This window comes from Streptomyces sp. NPDC006476 (genome assembly GCF_040612015.1).
GTDB classification, from domain to species: Bacteria; Actinomycetota; Actinomycetes; order Streptomycetales; family Streptomycetaceae; genus Streptomyces; species Streptomyces griseorubiginosus_B.
In genome coordinates this window covers 16,291-35,610 of record NZ_JBEXPK010000044.1, presented here as the reverse complement: position 1 = coordinate 35,610, position 19,320 = coordinate 16,291, and the positions used below count along the sequence as shown (strand labels likewise).

14 protein-coding genes, 2 tRNA genes and 1 riboswitch are annotated in these 19,320 nt (G+C 71.3%); of the genes, 8 read left to right on the top strand and 8 right to left on the bottom strand.

From position 1 onward, the window contains the following. Positions 1–51: 51 nt before the first annotated feature. The 3 genes from ABZZ74_RS36320 to ABZZ74_RS36310 all read left to right on the top strand — a co-directional run bounded on the left by ABZZ74_RS36320 (position 52) and on the right by ABZZ74_RS36310 (position 4,935). Positions 52–3,147, top strand: coding sequence for a VCBS repeat-containing protein (locus ABZZ74_RS36320; protein WP_356772394.1), 3,096 nt, complete (start codon positions 52–54; stop codon positions 3,145–3,147). A 57-nt stretch (positions 3,148–3,204) separates the two neighbouring features. Then, positions 3,205–4,764, top strand: coding sequence for an amino acid permease (locus ABZZ74_RS36315; RefSeq protein ID WP_356772392.1), 1,560 nt, complete (start codon positions 3,205–3,207; stop codon positions 4,762–4,764). Positions 4,765–4,862: 98 nt separating this feature from the next. Continuing rightward, positions 4,863–4,935, top strand: a tRNA-Lys gene (locus ABZZ74_RS36310). Between the two features lie 115 nt (positions 4,936–5,050). Here ABZZ74_RS36310 and ABZZ74_RS36305 read toward each other — a convergent pair. Further along, entirely contained in the window at positions 5,051–5,473 is a 423-nt protein-coding gene (locus ABZZ74_RS36305) for a peptidoglycan-binding domain-containing protein (protein ID WP_356772390.1), read from the bottom strand. A 95-nt stretch (positions 5,474–5,568) separates the two neighbouring features. Next, entirely contained in the window at positions 5,569–6,771 is a 1,203-nt protein-coding gene (locus tag ABZZ74_RS36300) for an acyltransferase (RefSeq protein ID WP_356772388.1), read from the bottom strand. 286 nt (positions 6,772–7,057) lie between these two features. Here ABZZ74_RS36300 and ABZZ74_RS36295 point away from each other — a divergent pair, with 286 nt between their 5' ends. Next, entirely contained in the window at positions 7,058–8,212 is a 1,155-nt protein-coding gene (locus ABZZ74_RS36295; RefSeq protein WP_356772386.1) for a histidine kinase, read from the top strand. Positions 8,213–8,240: 28 nt separating this feature from the next. Here ABZZ74_RS36295 and ribA read toward each other — a convergent pair whose 3' ends face one another. Both ribA and ABZZ74_RS36285 read right to left on the bottom strand, forming a co-directional pair. Further along, positions 8,241–8,882, bottom strand: coding sequence for a GTP cyclohydrolase II (ribA, locus tag ABZZ74_RS36290; protein ID WP_356772384.1), 642 nt, complete (start codon positions 8,880–8,882; stop codon positions 8,241–8,243). Positions 8,883–9,010: 128 nt separating this feature from the next. Then, positions 9,011–9,523, bottom strand: coding sequence for a MarR family transcriptional regulator (locus ABZZ74_RS36285; RefSeq protein WP_356772382.1), 513 nt, complete (start codon positions 9,521–9,523; stop codon positions 9,011–9,013). Positions 9,524–9,619: 96 nt separating this feature from the next. On the opposite strand from ABZZ74_RS36285, the gene ABZZ74_RS36280 reads away from it, so the two are divergent. From ABZZ74_RS36280 to ABZZ74_RS36265, 4 genes are all read left to right on the top strand, one after another. Beyond that, positions 9,620–10,750, top strand: a complete 1,131-nt coding sequence (locus ABZZ74_RS36280) for a dihydrofolate reductase family protein (protein ID WP_356772380.1) — start codon at positions 9,620–9,622, stop codon at positions 10,748–10,750. A 91-nt stretch (positions 10,751–10,841) separates the two neighbouring features. After that, positions 10,842–10,915: transfer RNA gene (locus tag ABZZ74_RS36275), tRNA-Met, on the top strand. Positions 10,916–11,160: 245 nt separating this feature from the next. After that, positions 11,161–11,318, top strand: a riboswitch (cyclic di-AMP (ydaO/yuaA leader). 11 nt (positions 11,319–11,329) lie between these two features. Continuing rightward, on the top strand, positions 11,330–12,352 hold the full coding sequence (locus ABZZ74_RS36270) for a M23 family metallopeptidase (protein ID WP_356772378.1): 1,023 nt from the start codon (positions 11,330–11,332) through the stop codon (positions 12,350–12,352). A gap of 97 nt (positions 12,353–12,449) precedes the next feature. Further along, on the top strand, positions 12,450–13,394 hold the full coding sequence (locus ABZZ74_RS36265; protein ID WP_356772376.1) for an aldo/keto reductase: 945 nt from the start codon (positions 12,450–12,452) through the stop codon (positions 13,392–13,394). Positions 13,395–13,681: 287 nt separating this feature from the next. Here ABZZ74_RS36265 and ABZZ74_RS36260 read toward each other — a convergent pair whose 3' ends face one another. Genes ABZZ74_RS36260 through ABZZ74_RS36245 form a run of 4 tightly spaced genes read right to left on the bottom strand, consistent with a single transcriptional unit; the run spans position 13,682 to position 18,659 of the window. Continuing rightward, the gene (locus ABZZ74_RS36260; RefSeq protein WP_356772374.1) at positions 13,682–15,010 is read right to left on the bottom strand and encodes a PrsW family intramembrane metalloprotease; all 1,329 of its coding nucleotides are present in this window, start codon (positions 15,008–15,010) and stop codon (positions 13,682–13,684) included. 50 nt (positions 15,011–15,060) lie between these two features. After that, complete coding sequence (gene trmB / locus ABZZ74_RS36255) at positions 15,061–15,909, bottom strand: tRNA (guanosine(46)-N7)-methyltransferase TrmB (protein ID WP_356772372.1); 849 nt, start codon at positions 15,907–15,909, stop codon at positions 15,061–15,063. Between the two features lie 45 nt (positions 15,910–15,954). Then, entirely contained in the window at positions 15,955–17,175 is a 1,221-nt protein-coding gene (gene lhgO, locus ABZZ74_RS36250; protein ID WP_356772370.1) for an L-2-hydroxyglutarate oxidase, read from the bottom strand. 59 nt (positions 17,176–17,234) lie between these two features. After that, entirely contained in the window at positions 17,235–18,659 is a 1,425-nt protein-coding gene (locus ABZZ74_RS36245) for an MFS transporter (RefSeq protein WP_133049016.1), read from the bottom strand. Positions 18,660–19,320 lie beyond the last annotated feature (661 nt).

Genomic DNA, 19,320 nt, shown 5'->3' with positions numbered 1-19,320 from the left:
CGCCGGTGCTGAGGTGCCGCAGCCCGTCCCGACTCTTGGGGAGGGTCTCTCTTGGCTCGTCTTGGCCATGCACGCCTGCGCCTGCTCGCCGCCGCGACCGCACTCGCGGCAGGTCTGGGCCCGCTGCTGCCGACGTCCGCCGGCGCGGCGACGGAGCAGGCCGCCACCGCTCAGGAGACCGTGGTTCCGGCCACGCTGCGGGACTCCGGCCTCTCGGCGATGCTCCGCGCGTCCTCGACCGGCAGTGGCCACGACTCCGCCGGCGCGCAAGGCGTCTTCCACACCCTGGAGGGCACCAGCGGTCTGTTGTGGACGCGGTTCGCGGACGGTGAGTCGGTGCCCGTGCCGACGGCGCCCGCGGGGACGTCGGCGACGCCGACCGGCAGCGATGTCCTGGCGTACAAGTACGCCGACGGCCGGGTGGACTTCTGGGACGCGGCCGACGGTTCCCGCAGCGGCCTGCGGGTTCCGGCGGGGCTCGGCTACCTCACGTCGTACGACGGGCTGGTGATCGGCTATCGCGCCGTGACCGCCGAGGACGGTACGTCGGCCCGTGAGATGCACCTGCTGACGCCGGGTCCGGACGGGACGACCGGGGACGTGACCGTCACCGGAGGACCGGCCGGGCTGGTGCTCGGGATGACCGCCGGGGCCGACGCCCGGACCGTGTACTTCCGTGCCTCGGTGGCCGGGGAGGCCGGGCTGGTCGCCGTGGACCGTGCGAGCGGAGCGGTGCGCGGCTGGAGCGGGCCGCTGCCGGTGTCGTACTCGAAGGTGGCCCTGGGCGGCGGCCATGTCGTGGTCTACGCGGCCGACAAGGCCACCGTCCTGGTGCTGCCGCGCGACCTGTCGAGCGGTCCGGTGGAGGTCAGGCTCCAGGGCGTCGTGGACGGGGCGAGCGCCACCACCAATCTCGCCGTCGTCGGCGACTGGCTGGTCAACGGTGTCTACGACACGACCGCGCAGCCCCTGTCCGGCGGCGAGCGCGTGACCCTGCTCAGGACCTCGCAGAGCGGTACCGCGGTCGGTCCCGACGGCACCGCCGTGAAGGTCGGCACCGCCCCCACCGGCGAACGCGGCATCTGGCGGCTGACCCCGGGCGCGGACGGTGCCCGGCCCGTCGTCACCCTGGTCAAGGCGCTTCCCAGACCCGCGCTGCCGATCCAGGGGCTGTCCCTGGAGCAGGGGCGGCTGGTCGTCATGGACTACCCGGAGTCCTTCCTGCGGACCGACAGCGTGCGGTCGGTGGCCGCGTCCGGCACGCCTGTGTTCGGGGAGCGCAGCGCGTTCACCACCGACGTCGTCACGCCCACGTGTGTCGCCACGGACGTGGCGTGCGGTCAGATCCACGGCACCGCGGACGGCCGTATCGTGTGGCTCTCGCACGACGACACCACCGACCGGATCAGCGTGCACGGACCGCAGGACGGCGGTGTCTGGCAGCGCACGGGGCTGCCGCAGGGCGGTCAGGTCACCGACGTGTCCGGCCGGTACGTGCTCTTCACGGCGCCCACCGTGCAGTACGTCTTCCGGATCGGCGACGACGGAGCCCCGGCGGTCACCCGTACGCCAGGCGCGGCCGCGCTCTCCGGCGACGTGCTGTGGACCGCCGGGGCGACCCCCGGCACGGTCACGGCGTACAGCCTGACGACGAGGACGACCGTCGAGACGGTGACGACGGACGCCGGTTGCGCACCCACCGAACTCCAGGCCCTCGGCCGCTACCTGTACTGGACGTGCGGGGACAAGGCCGGGGTCTACGACCGCACGGCGAAGAAGTCCGTGGCCGTACCCGCGGGTGAGGCCAGGCTCGGGGACGGTTTCGTCGTCACGCACGACAGGCGGGCCGGGAAGCTGACGCTGACCACGGTCGCCGGCGGGACGGCCGTCGGCCGTGTCATCGGCGATCTGCCGGACACCGGCGTCTCGCAGCGGGACGTGCGCTGGACCGTCGACGAGTCCGGTGCGAACGCGGCCTACGTGGACGACAAGGAACAGGTGCACCTGGTGCCGTCCCAGGTGGCGCAGCAGCCGCTGCGGCTGCTCGCACCGGTCACCAGGGCCACGTCCGTCACGGCACACACCTACGACACGGTCCCCGACACCCTGACCACGCTGTTGCTGTCGAAGCCCTCCTCGGGCTGGGACCTGACCGTCCGCAACCGCGCCACCGGCAAGGTCTACGGCGACGGCGTGGACGGCACCGCCGCGCGGGGTGCCCTGAGCGTCGGCTGGAGCGGTCTCGATCGCCAAGGGACCGGGGACGCGTACCTGCCGAACGGCTCCTACGACTGGACCGTCACCGTCACCCCGGCGGACGGCGTCGGCGCCCCGCTGAGGGTGAGCGGCACGGTCAGGCTGGTGAGGGGCGCGGCGGTCCACCGCGACCACGTCGGCGACGACGGTGTCGGTGACCTGCTCACTCTCGACTCCTCCGGCGTCCTGGCCTTCCAGCAGGGCACCGGCAAGGGCACGTTCTCGGGGAAGGTGAGCGGGAGCGGGTGGCCGACGAGCGCGCGGTTCGTCGCGTTCGGCGATCTGAGCGGGGACCGGTGCAACGACGTCCTGGTGCGGCTGAGCAGCGGCGCCCTGCGCGCGTACCGGCCGGGATGCGGTGCGGCGCTCACGTCGTCGACGCCGTACACCTCACTGGGCACATCCGGCTGGAACCAGTACGACGTGCTGACCGCGCCCGGTGACGTCACCAAGGACGGCCGTCCGGACCTGGTCGCGCGGAACTCCTCGACCGGGGCCTTGTACCTCTACAAGGGGACGTCGGCGGGCAAGCTGTCCGCGCGGGTGAAGCTTGCCGGTGACTGGCGCGGCTACAAGAAGGTCGTGGGCGCCGGTGACCTGAACGGCGACGGGATCGGGGACCTGCTGGCGCAGGACGGGGCGAACACCCTGTACCGCTACTACGGCAAGGGCAACGGCACGTTCGGTGCGCGGGCCAAGCTGTTCGCGAACTGGGGCGGCTCGTACAACGCGGTCGTCGGCGTCGGTGACATCACCGGTGACGGCAAGGCGGATCTGGTGGAGCGGGACGCGGCGGGGAACGTATACAGGAATCCCGGTGACGGGAGGGGATCCTTCGGCGCCCGGGTGAAGATCGCCTCCGGCTGGAAGGCGTACAAGGGCATTTTTTAGCCATGCCGTAACGCGAGTGGTGCATGTCACACCCCCGGCGAGGGAATCGCTGGGGGCATGACAGATGACGCCATAGCGAGCGGGCAGTCGGGCCCGTCCCCCTCGGGGCTGTCCGACGAAGAACGGCTTGCCCAGCTCGGTTACACGCAGGTCCTGGCCCGCCGCATGTCGGCGTTCTCCAACTACGCGGTCTCCTTCACGATCATCTCGGTCCTGTCGGGCTGCCTCACCCTGTATCTGTTCGGCATGAACACGGGCGGCCCCGCGGTGATCACCTGGGGCTGGGTCGCGGTGGGTCTGATGACCCTGTTCGTCGGGTTGTCCATGGCCGAGATCTGTTCGGCCTACCCGACCTCGGCCGGCCTCTACTTCTGGGCCCACCGTCTCGCGCCGCCCCGCTCGGCGGCCGCCTGGGCGTGGTTCACGGGCTGGTTCAACGTGCTGGGCCAGGTGGCGGTGACGGCCGGCATCGACTTCGGCGCCGCGTCCTTCCTCGGCGCTTATCTGAACCTGCAGTTCGACTTCAAGGTCACGCCGGGCCGCACGGTCCTGCTCTTCGCCGCCATCCTGATCCTGCACGGCCTGCTGAACACCTTCGGCGTGAAGATCGTCGCCCTGCTCAACGACATCAGCGTGTGGTGGCACGTGCTGGGCGTCGGTGTGATCGTCGGCGCGCTGGCCTTCGTGCCGGACCACCACCAGTCGGCGTCCTTCGTGTTCACCAAGTTCGTGAACAACACGGGCTGGGGCAGTGGGGTCTATGTGGTGCTGCTGGGCCTGCTGATGGCCCAGTACACCTTCACCGGGTACGACGCCTCGGCCCATATGACGGAGGAGACCCACGACGCCTCGACGGCGGGCCCCAAGGGCATCGTGCGGTCCATCTGGACGTCGTGGATCGCGGGCTTCGTCCTGCTTCTCGGCTTCACCTTCGCCATCCAGTCGTACGACAAGGAGCTGGCGTCCCCGACGGGCGCGCCGCCGGCCCAGATCCTGCTGGACGCGCTCGGCGCGACGGCCGGCAAGCTCCTGCTGCTGGTCGTGATCGGCGCCCAGCTGTTCTGCGGGATGGCGTCCGTGACGGCCAACAGCCGCATGATCTACGCCTTCTCGCGCGACGGCGCGCTCCCCTTCTCCCGTGTCTGGCACACCGTCAGCCCGCGCACGCGCACCCCCGTGGCGGCGGTGTGGCTGGCGGCGGTCGGCGCGCTGCTCCTCGGCCTGCCGTACCTGATCAACGTCACGGCGTACGCGGCGGTGACGTCGATCGCCGTGATCGGCCTCTACATCGCGTACGTCGTGCCGACGTTGCTGCGGGTGCGCAAGGGCGAGGCGTTCGAGCGGGGGCCGTGGCATCTGGGGCGCTGGTCGCAGCCGATCGGCGTGATCTCGGTGGTCTGGGTCATCGCCATCACGATCCTCTTCATGCTGCCGCAGGTCTCGCCGGTCACCTGGGAGACGTTCAACTACGCCCCGTTCGCGGTCCTGGTCGTCCTCGGCTTCGCGGCGGCGTGGTGGGGGGCGTCGGCCCGGCACTGGTTCCTCAACCCCGAGCACGCCCGCACCCGGGCCCGCGAGGCGGCCCGTTCCGCGGCCCCCGAAAAGGTTGATCCGTAACACTCCCGGCATGTCCACCCGCCCGACGCGGCCGTGTCACCGATACCCGATCGGAGACACGGCCGCGTCCGGCTATGCTCGTGGAGGCAACATCGCCTGGGCCCTTAGCTCAATTGGCAGAGCAGTGGACTTTTAATCCATTGGTTGTGGGTTCGAGTCCCACAGGGCCTACCGAACAGGTCACCAGGAAACCATCCTGACCTGCGACGCGGCGCCCCGGTCGACCTTGATCGTCCGGGGCGCCGCCGCATGTGGCCGCCTGCCGACCGGATGATCGCTCCCCGGGTCAGCACGAGAAGGGCGCGTCCGGTGAATTGGCCCAGAGGGTGAGGAACGACCACGTCTGTGCTCCGACACGGCCATCGACGGTGATGTCGGCGCACTGCTGGAAGTCCATGACCGTGCTCTGGGTGACGCGGCCGAAACTGCCGTCCTCGTCGATACCGGCATCGATGGCGTTGTTCAGATAGCACTGCAGCTGAGCGACTGCCGGCCCCGAGGAGCCCAGATGGAGAAGGGGTCGGCTGATCGAGTCGTTGCACACGTCGTCCGGTCCCTGAGCCAGAACGGTTCCTGGCCGGGGCACTGTGTGGGCAGCCACCGGGGTGGCCGCCGAGGGTGTCTTCTCATGGGGTGCTGCGGCGGCGGGGCCTGCGAAGAGGGCGATCGGGAGCAGGAGGGCCGCAGCGGCGCCGAGTGCGCGTCGCATCCTCATCACCTCCAGGGAGGGTGAGCTCACTTCTCATCCTGCGCTCCTGCCTCATGTGTTGCATCTTGGGTGGGCCCGACACCGTTCCCCGGCTGTCAACTCCCGTCCGCCGCGCGGCCCTTCTGCCTGCCCGTGCGCAGCATCGCCTTCCAGGAGCGTGTCCTCTTGAACGGGTTTTCGAAGTAGCGGGCGAAGAGCCAGGCCGTCAGGAGGGAGAGCGGGACGCTCAGGGCGAGGGTGAGGAGGAAGGTGGGGACGCCCGACGGAACGACGTGGGGGGCGAGCTTTCGGATCACGACCATCACGATCGGGAGGTGGATCAGGTAGAGGCTGTAGGAGAAGTCGCCGAGGGCGCGGATCGGGCGGGTGGCGAGGAGGCGGAGGAGGAGCGTGGGGTGGCCCGTGGTGAGGGCGGCGAGGAGCAGGGCCATCGCCGGGACCACCGCCAGGTCCATCCAGTAGGAGTGGTGCATCGTCCAGACCGAGCCCTTGGTGACGATGAGGGCCAGGGGCGGGAGCGCGGCCAGGGCGGACAGCCAGTGCCAGGGGAGGCCGCGGATCCGCTCGGACGCGGTGACGATGCCCGCCGTGACGACACCGGCGACGAAGACCGGGGCCAGGTCGGGGGTCAGCCAGTTGAGCCCTTCTGTCGGGTTCGCGTGGGGGGCGAGCAGGCCGCGGGCGATCACCGGCAGGGTTACCGCCGAGACCAGGAGTACCGCGCCCCAGCGGCGGCGGATGAGGAGCAGGGCCGGGAAGAGGAGGTAGAGCTCCGCCTCCACCGCGATCGACCAGAACGCTCCGTTGGGTGTCGGGGCCGTGAAGACGTCCTGGCCCAGGAGGCCGTACACGAGGAGCGAGGACCGGTTCGGCGGGCCGAAGTGCGACGCGGGGACGACGTACCGGGCGATCAGGACGCTGAACGCGAGGGCCGCCCAGTACGGCGGGAGGATGCGCCAGGCGCGGCGGCGCAGGAAGCGGGCCGTGCCGCCGAGTTGCCAGCCCTTGCGGGCGGGGGAGAGGGCCAGCGAGAAGCCGGACAGGACGAGGAAGAAGACGACGGCCAGCCGGCCGTACATCATCCAGGCCGTCCAGGCGGGGCCGGAGTTGGCGGGGAAGCCGGGGAAGGTCAGCAGCCAGCAGTGGAACAGCAGGACGTACAGCGCGGCCATGCCACGCAGGCCGTCGAGACCCGGGATGTGCGGGGCCCCGGGGGACTCTTCCCGCGTCCGGAGGGGCGTCGCCTCCCGCGTCCCGACGACGGGAGCGAGTTCTCCTACGGCCTGGCTCGATCCCACTGAAATCGCTCCGCCTCTCTTCGGGCCCCTGGCGGTGGGTGTCGTCTACCACCCACGGTGACTCGTACGTCGCCTGCGGTCGAGGGGTTCAACCCGTCCCGCAGGAGTTGGCGGGGCCGGAGAAAGGCGTACGCAATCAGCCGCGCCGCTGGTTCCTCAGCACTGGCGGAAGGTGGTCGAGGGCGAGGCGGTTGCCGGGGCCGTGGAGTCGGCGCCTCCCGTCCGCGCCGACAGGGTGTAGCCCGCTGCACCGCGCCCCCGCCTCCCACCCGCTTACCGTTGCCCCATGGGCAGAACGGTGCGGCAGGCGGTGAGGGCCACTGGGCATCTCGTGCTGGCCGCGGCCATGGCGTTCGGGTTGTGGATCTTCATCACCGTGCTGATCATCACGGCGGTCGGGACGCTCGTCGTGGTCGGCGCCTGGCTGCTGCCCGAGACGGTGCTGATGATCCGGCGGATCGCCGGCGCCAAGCGGGTCATGACGGCCGCCTGGACCGGGCAGCGGATCCCGGAGGCGTACCAGCCGATCACCGGGACCGTCCGGGAGCGCATCCGGACGGCCGTCCGGGACCCCGGCACCTTCACCGATCTGCGCTGGATGGTCGCCGATTACTTCTACGGCGCCCTCCTCGCCCTCGCTCTCCCGCTGTGGCCCCTCGGACTGGTCGTCGACGGCGTGTGGAGCGGGCTGCTGCGCCGTACGCCCCTCGTGCTCCCGCTGATCGTGTGGATCGCCGACCTGGAGGCCGACTGGTCCACCGCCCTGCTCAAGCCGTCCCCGAAGGCCCAACTCGCCGCGCGGGTGGAGGAGTTGGCGGCGACCCGCGCCGACGCCATCGCCGCGCACGGCGCCGAGCTGCGCCGTATCGAACGCGATCTGCACGACGGCGCCCAGGCCAACCTGGTCGCCCTGTCGATGCGCATCGGGCTCGCCAAACGCGCCTACGACAGCGACCCGGCCACCGCCCGCCGCCTCCTCGACGAGGCCCAGGCGCAGGCCGAGAAGGCACTGACCGAGCTGCGGCACGTGGTGCGCGGCATCCATCCGCCGATCCTGACGGACCGGGGCCTGGTGGGTGCGGTGCGGGCGCTGGCGGCCGGGTGCGGACTCGAGGCGAGCGTGGAGGTGGCCGGGTTGGCGGAGGACGGGGTGCGGGCGCCCGCGGCCGTGGAGGCGGCCGCCTACTTCGTGGTCGCCGAGGCGCTGACCAACGCGGCCAAGTACAGCGGCTCCGCGCGGGCCTCGGTCCGGCTGGCGCGGGTCAGGCGCGGGCTGCGGGTGCGGGTCGCCGACGAGGGGCACGGGGGTGCCGACGAGACGGGCGGTTCCGGGCTGGTCGGGATGCGGCGGCGGGTGGCCGCCCTGGACGGGACCCTGGAGCTCTCCAGCCCCGTCGGCGGGCCGACCGTGATCGACGTCATGCTGCCGTGCGTGTGGTGACGGACGCCGTCGGAATCAGCCGGCGGAATCAGCCGGCCGTGCGCTCCGTCAGCTGGCCCAGCGGCAGCGTGTGCTGCGTCTGCAGGACCTTCGCGCGCAGGTAGCGGACGTTGTGCGCGGTGGTGAACACCCCCGTGGGGACGCGGTCGCGCACGGCGATGTCCAGACCCCGCAGCTGCTCGGCCTTGTCGGGGTTGTTGGACAGCAGGTCCAGCTCCTCGACGCCCAGGGCCCGCAGCATCTGCGCGGCGGCCGTGTAGTCGCGGGCGTCCTCGGGCAGGCCCAGGGCCGCGTTCGCCTCGTACGTGTCGAGACCCTGGTCCTGCAGCGCGTAGGCGTCGAGCTTGTTGTAGAGGCCGATGCCCCGGCCCTCCTGGCGCAGGTAGAGCAGGACCCCGCCCCGGTCGGCTATCCGCTCGACCGCCTCGCGCAGCTGCGGGCCGCAGTCGCAGCGGGCGGAGCCGAAGACGTCGCCGGTCAGGCACTCGGAATGCAGCCGGACCAGCGGGACCGTGCCCGGGGCCGCGGTGCCGAGGACGAGGGCCACGTGTTCCTGGCCGTCGGTCAGGCCATGGAAGGTGACCAGTTCGGCGTCGACGCTGTAGCCGTCGGCGAAGCGCAGCGGCACCCGGACACGGGCGCGCTCGGTGGCGGCGGGGAAGTCGGGCATGCGGGTCTCCGGGGTCCGTCCGTAGTCTGGCGGCGTCTGCTTCAGTTTTGAAACAGGTGCACAGTCGGCGACCCTACCCCATGCTTTAAATTTGAAGCAACAGAATTGTGCGGCGCTTCACGTACTGGTCATGAGCAGGACGGCGACGACCGGCGGCGCCAGGGCACCTCGTCGGTCGTGGGGCGCTCGTCCTCCTGGAGCCGCTGGACGATCCCCGTACAGATCTCCTCGAGCTGTTCGACCTGCTCCTCGGTGAGGTGGTCGAACAGCAAGGACCGTACGTTCTCCACATGTCCCGGGGCGGTGCGTTCCAGGACGTCCATGCCCTCGTCCGTCAGCACGGCGAAGCTGCTGCGCTTGTCCCAGCGGCAGTTCTCGCGCCGGATCAGCCCGTCCTTCTCCAGCCGACCCACGGCGTAGGTCAGCCGGCTGCGGGTGATCTTCGTCCGCTCCGCGAGGTCGGTCATGCGCAGCCGCCGCTCCGGGGTCTCGGAGAGGTTGGCCAGGATGGAGTAGTACAGGTGGGGCATGCCGGCGTCCTGCTGGAGCTGCCGGTCGATCGCGTCCTCGACGAGGAACGTCGCCGCGATGTACGCGCGCCAGGCGCGCTGCTCCTTCGGGGTGAGCCAGCGAGTCGTCATGCCACCAGTGTAGGTTTGTTTCAAACTTGAACCAAGAGTGGCCGTTCAGCGCCTTGTGCCGAGCGTGCCGTCCGTCACGAGCCGGGGAGCGCGTCGATGCCCCACCCGTACGTCCTGCTGTCCGCCGCCGTCTCCCTCGACGGCTACCTCGACGACACCGGACCCGAGCGCCTGCTGCTGTCGTCCCCGGCCGACTTCGACCGCGTCGACGAGGTACGGGCCTCCGCCGACGCCATTCTGGTCGGCGCCGGCACGATCCGCGCCGACAACCCGCGGTTGCTGGTCAACTCGCCCGAGCGCCGCGCCGCCCGCGTCGCCTCGGGTCGGCCCGAGTACCCGCTCAAGGTCACCGTCAGCGGCTCGGGCGAGCTGGATCCGGCGGCGAGGTTCTGGCACACGGGCGGCGACAAGGTCGTCTACACGACCGACAAGGGGGGCGAACGGGCCCGCGCGCTCGGGATCGCCGCCGACGTCGTCCCGCTCGGACCCGACCTCGACTGGCGCCGGCTGCTGGAGCATCTGCACGACGTCCGGGGTGTGCGGCGACTCATGGTCGAGGGCGGCGGGCGCATCCACACCCAACTGCTCCAGCAGGGCCTCGCGGACGAGCTCCAGCTCGTGCTCGCCCCCCTGTTCGTGGGCGACGCCGACGCGCCCCGCCTCTTCGGCCCGGGCGGCTACCAGGGCGGACGGCTCAGGCTGGTGGAGAGCCGGCGGATCGAGGACGTGGTCCTCATGCGCTACGAGCCCACCGCCCCCGGCACCGGCCCGCTGGCCTCCGCCGCCGACCACCATTGGCTCCGCCTCGCCTGCGACCTGGCGGCCCAGTGCCCGCCCTCGCGGACCGCGTTCAGCGTCGGCGCGGTGGTCGTCGCCGCAGACGGCACCGAGCTGGCCCGCGGCCACTCCCGCGAGGCCGGCGACCCCGTGGTCCACGCGGAGGAGGCGGCCCTGGCCAAGCTCGACCCGGCCGATCCGAGGCTCGCGACCGCGACGGTCTACAGCAGCCTGGAGCCCTGCGCCCACCGCGCGTCCCGTCCCAAGCCGTGCGCCCGGCTGATCCTGGAGGCGGGGGTACGGCGGGTGGTGACCGCGTGGCGGGAGCCGGACACGTTCGTGGAGGCCGCCGACGGCAGCGGTCTGCTGGCGTCGCGGGGCGTCGAGGTGGTCGTAGTGCCCGAGTACGAGGGGCGGGCGAAGGCGCCGAACGCCCATCTGCCGGGCTGAAAAACGCAGGTGGAGCGGGGGCGGACGCGGGGGCGGACGGAAACCCTGGTGCTGGGCGTCCCGCGGATGGCGTATGCTGGTCTCACAACGACGCGGGGTGGAGCAGCTCGGTAGCTCGCTGGGCTCATAACCCAGAGGTCGCAGGTTCAAATCCTGTCCCCGCTACTGAAGGCCGAGGGCCGGAGTCCAGTGACTGGATTCCGGCCCTCGGTGTTTCCCGTTTCCCTGACCGTCACTCCCCATGCAGAACCCGGGGCAAGGTCAACTCGCCCGATTTTCACCGGTCATGGCCCGAACGTCCGCGCCAAAAACGTTTAATGATCAAGCCGAACTGCTTGGAAACCCCACCCCGGGTCTATTAACGTTCGATAACGCAGCGCGGTCGTCCCAGCCGTCACAAGAGGCGGCTCCGTGCGCACGCGCCGAATCCCGCAAGGGAACCGGGGAACCACCACCCTGGGGTGAATCGCGCGGAAACCGCCGTGGACCCACGGCAGGTTTACGCGCGTAGGAGACCTTCCTGCTCCGAACCCGTCAGCTAACCCGGTAGGCGAGAAGGAAGGAAAGGAGCACGCCCACGTGGCGTCCAACCCGCCTGCCCCGGCAGCCCCGTTCGTGCCGGGCACCCGGCCCTTCGGCTTCGGCTCCAGCGACGACGAGGGCCAGTGGGAGGAGTGGAACCCCACCGAGGAGTCCCTCCGCCCGGTACGCGGCCGGCACCGTGTCTCCAGGCAGCGCGGCGGGGGACTCGCCCGCAGCTCCACGGTTCTCGGTGTCGGTGTCATAGCCGCCGTCGGCGCGGGCGGCATGGCCAGCGCCAACACCGGCAAGCCGCCGGTGTCCATCTCCCTGCCCGACCTTGCCTCCGTCGCCCATGTGTTCGACGCTGGCTCCGACGCGCCCAAGGGCTCCGCGACCGCGCTCAGCGCCGTCGGGGTGAGCACCAAGGACACCGAGCAGGGCGCCCGGGACGCCGGTGAGGCGCTGCGCGACCGCATCATGGCGCAGGCCGAGTCGCAGCAGGTCCAGCTCGACAGCAAGGCCCAGTCGGCCACCGAGGCGGCCCTCGCCAAGCAGATCGACGATGCGGCCGCCAAGGCGGAGAAGGACGCGGCGGCCAAGGCGCAGGCCGCCAAGGAGAAGGCGGAGGCGGCGGCCAAGAAGGCGGCCGAGGACGCCAAGCTCGCCGAACTCGCCAAGCAGTACAAGCTGCCGGTCGTCTCCTACACGATCACCGGCACCTTCGGTCAGGCCGGTTCCATGTGGTCCTCCGGCTACCACACGGGCCTCGACTTCGCCGCGCCGACGGGCACGCTCATCAAGGCCATCCACTCCGGCACCATCACGGAGGCCGGCTGGGCGGGGTCGTACGGCTACCGCACGATCCTCACCCTCGACGACGGCACCGAGCTGTGGTTCTGCCACCAGTCCTCGATCAGCGTCAGCGTCGGCCAGAAGGTCGCCACCGGTGACGTCATCGGCCGGATCGGCGCCACGGGCAACGTGACCGGCGCGCACCTGCACCTCGAGGTCCACCCGAACGGGCAGGCCACCGGCATCGACCCGATGACCTGGCTGCGCAGCAAGGGCCTCAACCCCTGACAGCGGCACCGCCCCGGAACGGCCGCCTCCGATTGTTTACGGGAAGTTTGCGGCCGTTCCGGAAGAGGAATCTCCGGGGCGGGCGTTGACCATACACATGACTTCTCTGCGCAAACTCGGCTCCTCCGACCTCGAGGTCTTCCCGCTCTCCCTCGGTGGCAACGTCTTCGGCTGGACCGCCGACGAGGCCACGTCCTTCGCCGTCCTCGACGCCTACGCGGCCGCGGGCGGCAACTTCCTCGACACCGCCGACGGCTACTCCGCCTGGGTCCCCGGCAACCAGGGCGGCGAGTCCGAGACGATCATCGGCAAGTGGGTCAAGGCCCGCGGCAACCGGTCCGACGTCGTCATCGCGACCAAGGTGAGCCAGCACCCCGAGTACCAGGGGCTGTCGGCCGCCAACATCAAGGCCGCCGCCGACGCCTCGCTGCGCCGCCTCGACACGGACTACATCGACCTGTACTACACGCACTTCGATAAGCCGGAGATTCCCGTCGAGGAGATCATCGGGGCGCTCGACGAGCTGGTGACGGCGGGCAAGGTGCGGGCGATCGGCGCGTCCAACATCTCCACCGAACGGCTCGCGGCGTCCCTGGAGTTCTCCGACCGGGAGGGCCTCGCCAAGTACGTGGCGCTGCAGCCGCAGTACAACCTGGTCTCCCGCGACACCTACGAGGGACCGCTGCAGGACCTCGCCGCGCGCTACGGCCTCGCCGCCGTCCCCTACTACGCCCTGGCGTCCGGCTTCCTCACCGGCAAGTACCGCCCCGGCACGACGGTCGACAGCCCTCGCGCGGGCGGCGCCGCCAAGCACCTGGAGACGGAGCGCGGCCAGCGGGTCCTCAAGGCGCTGGACGAGATCGCCGAGGCCCACGACGCCCCGATCCCCACGATCGCCCTGGCCTGGCTCGCGGCCCAGCCCACGGTGGTGGCCCCCATCGCCAGCGCCCGCACCGTGGACCAGCTCCCGGCCCTCCTGGGAGTGGCCGACGTGACGTTGACGGACCCCGAGATCAGCCGCTTGACGGAGGCTTCGGCCTGAGGATGCCGGGGGCGGCCAGCTTGGTAGGGGTGTCGGTCTGAGGTTGCCGGGGTCGGCCCGCTTGGTGGGGGTGTCGGTCTGAGGAATTCCGAGCGGGTGTCGGTGGCGGAGGCCTCGGCTTGATGCGGGCCGGCCGGAATGTTGCTGATCGATGCCTCCGCCGGACCGGCTGTCGGCTCCTTCTGCCGTCGGCTTGGTCCGTCGTCGGCCTCTTCCAGCAGCGACGTCCGCCGCCACGGCGCTCGGCCACCGTGGCGGGGGCTGGCGGTGCAGAGTCGGACGCGGCCTTACGACTGGTACGGGTTGTACGCGGGATACGGTGCCGCCGGATGGCCGTACGTGCCGTACAGCGGCCAGGGCGGGGCGGCCACCGGGACCGGTGGGGCCGTCGCCCGGGCCGCGTGGTCCAGGGCCGGCCGGGCGACCTCCCGCAGGCGCCACAGCTCGGCCAGCAACTCCCGCTCCCGTACGACGAAATCGACCCCGGCCCGCCCACGGCGCCCCCGGTGCCGTAGGAACGCGAGCGAGGTCGCGTACGCCTCGTACTGCGTCACCGCCCGCGCACCCGCCTTGCCGAAGTGGTGGCCCGCGTAGTCGCGGGCCATCCGCCGCGCCCGCATCGATCCCAGCGCGTACGGCTCGGCCGGCGTCAGCCACCCCGCGGCCGCGTACGCGGGCAGTTCCTCGCGCACGGTCCGCAGCTCCCGCTGCCGGGTCCAGATCACCAGCCAGGTCAGCAGCCCGAACGCCGGCACCATGAAGGCCGCGTACACCCCGAAGAACCCGTACTGGCCGAAGGTGGACGAGCCGTTCCAGATGGCGTGCATGCCCATCGCGAGCAGCAGTCCGCACAGGGGGATCAGCACCCGCCGTACGTGCTGCCGGTCGGCCGCCGCCGCGGCGATGCCGAAGCCGATGCCGGTGAGCACGGTGAACAGGGGGTGCGCGAAGGGCGACATGACGATGCGGACGAAGAAGGTCGCCGCCGTCACGGAGGCGATGCCCCGGTCACCGGTGAGCTGGTCGGTGCCGAAGGCGGTGCCCAGGTAGAGGATGTTCTCGGTGAACGCGAAGCCGGTGGCGGTGACCCCGGCTATGACCACTCCGTCGACGATCCCCGTGAAGTCCCGTCTGCGAAACAGGAAGACGAGCAGTACGGCCGCCGCCTTGGCGGACTCCTCGACTATGGGCGCTATGACGGTGGCGCCCAGGGTGTCGGCGCTCGACGGATCCGCCGTCGCCGTCGCTATCCACCGCGTCGCGAAGCTGTTGGCGACGATCGCTATCAACGCGGCCGCGCAGGCACCCCAGGCGAAGGAGAACAGCAGGTTGCGCCAGGGGCCGGGGGCGACCCGGTCGAGCCAGCGGAAGGCCGCTATGAGCAGCGGCACGGGCAGGACGGCCAGGCCGAGCCCGACCAGGAATCCCTCCGTGCCGGTCTGTTGGCGCACCAGGGCGAGGATGACCAGCCCCGAGAGGGCCAGCAGGGCGCTGAGCGCGCCGTAGCGCACCGAGCGCCGCTGCCACCAGTGCGCGTGCCCGATCGACCCGCCCGCGGGAGCGCCGGGGTACGGCGGTTGCGGCGGGTGTGTCGGATACGGGGAACTGGTGGCCACGGCATTGACCCTAACGAGGGAAGGCGCCGCCCGCAGGAGGCCGACGGGCCTCAGGCGCCGGTGAGGGGCTGGTCGTGATGGGGTACGCGACGGAAGAGCAGGTCGTTCACGACATGTCCCTTGTCCAGTCCCTGGCCCTCGAAACGGGTGAGCGGACGGAAGTCGGGACGCGGCGCGAAACCGCCGTCGGGCCTGGTGTTCTCGAACTCCGGATGCGCCGTCAGCACCTCGAGCATCTGTTCGGCGTACGGCTCCCAGTCCGTCGCGCAGTGCACGATCCCGCCCGGTCGGATGCGGGCGGCGGCGAGGTCGAGGAACTCCGGCTGGATCAGCCGCCGCTTGTGGTGCCGCTTCTTGGGCCAGGGGTCGGGGAAGTAGACGCGCAGCCCGTCGAGGGAGTCGGGGGTCAGCATCTCGCGCAGCAGGATGATGGCGTCCCCGTTGGCCACGCGGACGTTCGACAGGCCGCCCTGGTCGGCGAGGTTGAGGAGGTTGCCCTGGCCGGGGGTGTGCACGTCCACGGCGAGGATGTTGGTCTCCGGGTCCGCGGCGGCCATCTGCGCGGTCGCCTCGCCCATGCCGAACCCGATCTCGAGCACCACCCGGTTCGTGTTGCCGAACAGCTCCGTCAGGTCGAGGGTGTGGCGCCCGTCGATGTCCAGCCCCCATTTGGGCCACAGCCGCTGCAGGGCGTCCGCCTGGCCGGCGGTCACCCGGCTGCGCCGCGGCTGGAAGCTGCGGATGCGCCGCTCGAAGTGCGACCCGGCAGGATCGGCCTTCGGCCCGTCGGGGAACCGCGGCTCGCCCTTGGACCGGGTGTGCCGGATGGAGACACCGGGGGCGTGCGAGGTGTGCTCGCCGGTGCCGGCGCGTTCGGGGGTGGTGTGGGAGTCAGACACAGTGAGGTCGATTTTACGGCGGCTCACCCTGTGCGTTTCGGCGGCTCACACCGAGCCCAGCATCGCCAGTGCCCTGCGTGCCACCTCCCGCCCGATGGGCAGTGAGGCCGTGGCCGCGGGCGAGGGCGCGTTCAGCACGTGCACGGTCCGCGCGCCCTCCTTGATCAGGAAGTCGTCCGCCAGCGAACCGTCCCGCAGCACCGCCTGCGCCCGCACCCCGGCGGCGGTCGGCACGAGGTCGTCCGCGGTCACCGCGGGCAGCAGCCTGCGCACCGCGGTCGTGAACGCGTGCTTGGACACCGATCGGCGCAGCTCCCCGGCGCCGTAGCGCCAGTGCTGCCGGGCCATGTGCCAGGAGCCGGGCCACGCCAGCGTGCCGGCCACCTCCCGCGGTCGTACGACACCCCAGCCGTACCCTTCGCGGGCCAGCGCCGGCACCGCGTTCGGCCCGACGTGCACGCCTCCGTCGATCCCGCGCGTGAGGTGCACCCCGAGGAACGGGAACGCCGGGTCCGGCACCGGATACACCAGGCCGCGCACCAGCTCGGGCCGGGCCAGCGAGAAGTACTCGCCGCGGAACGGCACGATCCGCATCTCCGGGTCGTCCCCGGTCAGCCGCGCCACCTCGTCGCAGTACAGCCCTGCGCAGTTCACCATCACGCGCGCGCGGACGACGTCCCCGGCGGCCGTGCGGACGGCGACCCCGCGCTCCGGGCGCCGGTCGACCCGCTCCACCCGCGCCCCGTAGCGGATCTCCGCGCCCGAGGCCTCCGCCAGCTGCCGGGCCACGCCCACGAAGTCGCAGATCCCGGTCGTCCCGACGTGTATCGCGGCCAGGCCGCGCACCTCCGGTTCGTACTCCCCGATCTGGGGGCCGCTCAGCTCCCGCACCGGAATCCCGTTCTCCCGGCCGCGCTGCACCAGGGCGTGCAGTCGGGGGAGCTCCTCGCGCTCGGTGGCGACGATCAGCTTTCCGGTGACGGCGTGCGCGATGCCGTACTCGGCGCAGAACTTCACCATCTCGGCCGCGCCCCGCACGGCGTACCGGGCCTTGAGCGAGCCGGGCCGGTAGTAGACCCCGCTGTGGATGACCCCGCTGTTGCGCCCGGTCTGGTGCCGGGCGGGCCCGGCCTCCTTCTCCAGCACCGTCACCTGGGTGCCCGGGGCGGCACGCGTGATCGCGTACGCCGTCGACAACCCGACGATGCCACCGCCGACCACCAGCACGTCGCAGTCGTAAGCGATCTCATGCCGCACCTGCACCACCTCCGCCTCCGATAGTGCACTGCGCCACTGACATCGTGTTCAAACTGCCTCGCGTCGCATTATGCGGGTGCCATCAGCAACGGCCGCGCCCGCTCCCGCAGCTCCACCACCCGCGGCTCGTCCCCGTACGGCTCCAGACGGTGCAGGAGGTCCTTCACGTACTCGGTGGTGCGGGCCGAGGAGATGCGCCCCGCGACCTCCACCGCCCGCACGCCCTGCTCGCACGCCGCGTCGAGGTTGCCCGACTCGAGTTCCGCGACCGCCGAGACGACCAGCCGCAGCCCGTGCGACCGCACGAACTCCTCCGTCGGCTGGGAGAGGGCCTGCTCCGTGAAGCGCCGCACCTGCCGGGGCGCCTTCAGGTCCCGGTAGCACTCGGCGGCGTCCGCGGCGAACCGGTCGTAGGAGTAGAAGCCGAGCCAGGACGGGTCGTTGTCGCCCTCCCGGGACCGCTCCAGCCAGCCCTCGGCGGCCTTGAGCGCGGCCCCGGCGGCCTGTGCGTCACCCGCGCGGGCGTGCGCGCGTGCCTCGACCAGCCGGAAGAAGCTCATGGTGCGGGCGGTGGCCAGGCCCCGGTTGCGCTCCAGGGCGGCCTGCGCGAGATCGACGCCCTCGTCGCCGAAGCCCCGGTACGTGGCCTGCAGCGACATCGACGCCAGCACATAGCCGCCGAGCGGCACGTCGGCCGCCGCGCGCGCGAGCCGCAGCGCCTGGATGTAGTACCGCTGCGCGGCCTCCTGCTGCCCGGTGTCGAAGGCCATCCACCCGGCGAGCCGGGTCAGCTCGGCGCTCGCCCCGAACAGGGCGCGCCCGACCTCGTCCGAGTACGAGCCCAGCAGCAGCGGCGCCGCCTCCACCCGTAAACACTCGGGCACCATCGACGAACGCCAGTCGCCGCCTCCGTACTTGGAGTCCCAGCGCCTGGCGTCCTCGGCGGCCTCCCGCAGCTTCTGCACATCGCTGTGGCCGACTTTGAGCGGTGCGCCCGAGCCCTCCGCGGAGTTCGCCTCGCGCGCCACCGACGAGTCGGCCGGGGTTATCAGCCACCGTGAGGCGGGCGTCGCGTACGCGCTTACTGCGAACGATCCGGCCAGCGACTGCCAGATGCCACCGGAGCCGGCCCGGCGCCCGGCGAGGTCGAGTCGGTACAGCTCCGTCGCCGAGCGCACCGCCTGTCCTACGTCCCTGGGGAAGGCGAGGCCCACTTCGGGTGCGGGATCCGCGTCCGCCAGACCGATCTCGTGGAGCGGTACCGGGCGGCCGAGCTTCTGGCCGATCGCGGCGGCGATGAGGTGTGGCGCGGCGCCCTGCGGCACCATGCCCTTCGACACCCAGCGCGCCACCGAGGTCTTGTCGTAGCGAAGAGTCAGTCCCCGCTGGGCGCCAAGGTCGTTGACGCGACGGGCGAGGCCTGCGTTGCTGATTCCCGCGAGGGCGAGAACGGCGCCGAGCTTTTCGTTCGGCCCGCGTTGCTCCCTGGACATTGCGCCACCCCTCGACACAGACGGCTGCCGCGTTGGCATAACCACGCGGCATTCGTAAACCCAGCGTAGTTCGCCGCATCCCAAGCGTTAAGGGGCATTGTTCCGGATGGCGGGATTGTGGTCCGTACTGAAGTGCGGGTCCGATACGCGCAGTTGCGTCGTGCTACCGCCGTGTGGCCGTGCGCCCGTCCGTGCGCTCTTCTCCGGCCATACGGGGAGCGCTTCCATGGATGCTGCGTGGGTCGGCCCGCTGTACTGGATCCAGTGGGCTGGGGGACACCGCCGCCTACATCCCCGCGGGCGGCGGACCGGTCCGGGAGGTGAATCCCACCTCCCGGGCTGCGCACCTGACATGGCGGTGCGCAGAGCATGTACGGAGCGTGTGCACACCTGTCCCCGCGTCAGGGATTTGGCCGAAAATCGACCCCGCGTTCCTTCCCGGATTACGGCTCCCACCACGGTACTTGAGGGCGCGAACGGCGTTTTCAGGGAGCGTTTCGGGGGCGCATTCGCGTCGCAGACACCTTCTTCCGCCTGGGTGTTGACGGCTTCGGGATCTCCCCGCAAGGGTGAGCGCCCCGGCGCGTTCCGGGGGTCATAAGCGGCTCCACCGCCCCGCCGGCACGCGTTCTTCATGGCAGCATGGTGAACCGGTTCGTGC